The organism is Candidatus Clostridium helianthi (assembly GCF_045310795.1).
Classification (GTDB): Bacteria; Bacillota; Clostridia; order Clostridiales; family Clostridiaceae; genus Clostridium; species Clostridium helianthi.
This window is the reverse complement of the sequence record NZ_JBJIAB010000240.1, coordinates 1-249: the sequence shown is the minus strand read 5'-3', so window position 1 is coordinate 249 and position 249 is coordinate 1. Positions and strand designations below refer to the sequence as shown.

Sequence of the window (249 nt, the reverse complement as noted above, 5' to 3'; positions counted from 1 at the left end):
ACGATGAGCTGATCTCATCGCAAAATTGGGATGAGCATCATGATTGATACCGTTGTCGTCCAACCGGCAACCGACCCCGGCGAACCGTCCGTCTCGGGCGTGTCGTGGGGCGCCGTCACGGCCGGAGCCGTGGTCTCTTGCGCTTTGACGTTGGTCCTGTTGGCATTCGGCGTAGGGCTAGGCCTGTCTGTGGTCTCTCCGTGGGCCGGTGCCGGCGTCTCCACGACCACCTTCAAGATCGGGACTGGC

At 62.7% G+C, this 249-nt stretch carries 1 protein-coding gene; it reads left to right on the top strand.

Going from position 1 to position 249, the window contains the following annotated elements; all coding sequences use genetic code 11:
* Positions 1 to 39: 39 nt before the first annotated feature.
* The coding region (locus tag ACJDTP_RS27970; RefSeq protein ID WP_406763080.1) for a hypothetical protein at positions 40 to 249 on the top strand (210 nt) is incomplete at its 3' end.